The sequence below is a fragment of the Streptomyces atriruber genome (genome assembly GCF_001418325.1).
GTDB classification, from domain to species: Bacteria; Actinomycetota; Actinomycetes; order Streptomycetales; family Streptomycetaceae; genus Streptomyces; species Streptomyces atriruber.
Genome location: NZ_LIPN01000589.1, coordinates 1 through 2,284, shown reverse-complemented (window position 1 = coordinate 2,284; position 2,284 = coordinate 1). Strand labels below are relative to the sequence as shown.

General features: G+C 69.9%; 1 protein-coding gene and 1 pseudogene. Both read left to right on the top strand.

Annotated features, from left to right (window positions below; all coding sequences use genetic code 11):
- Positions 1–525: 525 nt before the first annotated feature.
- A pseudogene (gene qcrB, locus AOK03_RS38910) lies at positions 526–1,935 on the top strand (cytochrome bc1 complex cytochrome b subunit); the annotation flags it as partial.
- A gap of 2 nt (positions 1,936–1,937) precedes the next feature.
- A partial coding sequence (locus AOK03_RS44700) for a hypothetical protein (protein WP_482256544.1) occupies positions 1,938–2,192 on the top strand: 255 nt, incomplete at its 5' end.
- Between the last annotated feature and the right edge of the window lie 92 nt (positions 2,193–2,284).

Below are 2,284 nucleotides of genomic sequence, written 5' to 3'. Positions count from 1 at the left end.
GCCCCGGCGGCGCCCGCCATCGGCGTCGCCACCGGCTCCGCCCGCCTGCGCCCGCCCGGCTCCTCGGCGCAGTGGCCCGCCCCGGCACCGGCCGGGGAGCGCCGCCGCCCCTGACCGGCGCCGCGCACCCGGCTCCGAAAAGGGGGGAGCCGACCGCACGCACGAAATGCCGCCGACATAGGCTTCGGGCATGACAAGAGCGCAGCAACTACCCGCTGTTGAGGCCCACTTGGGCGACCCGAGGTGGGTGCGCAACCCCAACTCACCAGCAGCAACCGCCCTGTTGGGCGGTGCCGTGACATCTGCGCGGCGGCACAACTCGAAACTCGCTCAAGAACCGGTGGAGTTGGGGCCGGGTTCCGGCTTGAGCACGGTTGTCCGGCCGCTCGGGGTGTCGATAGCGTTCGATCCGCTTCACGGCACGGGCCCGTTTGCGCCGCTGCAGGCCGCCCCCACCACCGACCGCTCACCGGCCGGCCCGGGTGTGCCTGTGACGACTGAGCGGCGAGGGGAGGGCGCGCGGGCATGAGCATCACCGAAGATGCGCCGCAGCGGGAGCGGACCACGGCGCCGCAGGGTGAACGCATCGCCGACTGGGCGGACGGCCGGCTCGGGATCTACCAGTGGCGCACGCTGATGCGCAAGGTCTTTCCCGAACACTGGTCCTTCATGTTCGGCGAGATCGCGCTCTACAGCTTCATCATCCTGATCCTCACCGGGCTCTACCTCACCATGTTCTTCAACCCGAGCATGGCCCACACCGTCTACGAAGGGCCGCACGTCCCGCTGCAGGGCGTGCAGATGTCGGAGGCCTACTCCTCCACCCTGCGCATCAGCTTCGAGGTGCGCGGCGGCCTGTTCATCCGCCAGCTGCACCACTGGGCGGCGCTGACCATGATCGCCGCGACCATGGCGCACACCCTGCGGCACTTCCTGACCGGGTCCTTCCGCAAGCCCCGCGAGCTCAACTGGCTGATCGGCGTGGTCCTGCTGATCCTGGTCACCCTGGAAGGCTTCCTGGGCTACTCGCTGCCCGACGACCTCCTCTCGGGCACCGGCCTGCGCATCGCCGAGGGTGTGACCCTCGCCATCCCGCTGGTCGGCACCTACCTGACGATGTTCCTGTTCGGCGGTGAATTCCCCGCCACGGACGTCATCCCGCGCTTCTACAGCTTCCACATCCTGCTGCTGCCCGGCATCATCCTGGCGCTGGTCACCATCCACCTGATCCTGGTCATCTACCAGAAGCACACCCAGTTCCGCGGCCCCGGCCGCAACCAGCAGAACGTGGTCGGCCAGCCCCTGATGCCGCACTACGCGGCCAAGGCCGGCGGCTTCTTCTTCCTGGTCTCCGGCGTCCTGGCCCTGATGGCGGGCATCGCCCAGATCAACGCCGTCTGGGTGTACGGCCCCTACCGGCCCGACCAGATCTCCCAGGGATCCCAGCCCGACTGGTACATGGGCTTCCTGGAAGGCGCCCTGCGCGCCTTCCCCGCCTGGGAATTCGCCGTCGCCGGCTACACCGTCAACATGGGCGTGCTGGTCCCCGCCGTCGTGCTGCCCACCCTGCTGATCGGCATCGCCTGCCTGTGGCCGTTCATCGAGGCCTGGATCACCGGGGACAAGCGCGAACACCACCTGCTGGACCGGCCGCGCGAACAGCCCACCCGCACCGCCTTCGTCTGCTCGCTGGCGGCCTTCTACCTGGTGCTGTTCTTCGGCGGCTCCAACGACATCCTCGCCGAGCGCTTCCACCTGTCGATGAACGCCATCACCTGGGCGGTGCGCATCGGAGTGTTCGTCGTCCCGGCCCTGACCTACGTCATCACCAAGCGGATCTGCCTGGGCCTGCAGCTGCGCGACCGCGACAAGCTGCTGCACGGCCGCGAGACCGGACGCATCAAGCGGCTGCCGCACGGCGAGTTCGTCGAGGTCNNGTGCGCGAGGACCGCGACGGCGTGCCCAACCCCAAGTCCCGCAAGGAGATGCTGCGCCACCGGCTCAGCCGCTGGTTCACCGACGGGCAGATCGCCAACCCCACCCCGCAGGAGATGCAGCAGGCCCTGGAGCACCTCGACCACACCACCGGCGGCCACGCGAACGGGCACGCGAACGGGCACACCAACGGACAGGTCGACACCGGCCGGACCGCCGCCGTCGAGGGCAGCGAACCGGACCGGCAAGCGCACTGACCCGGCGGCGCGGCACCACACAGGCCGCGCCTCCGACAGCGGCGCGGGTGACCAGGGGACGGGTCACCCGCGCCGCCTCTCATTTCCCCCCC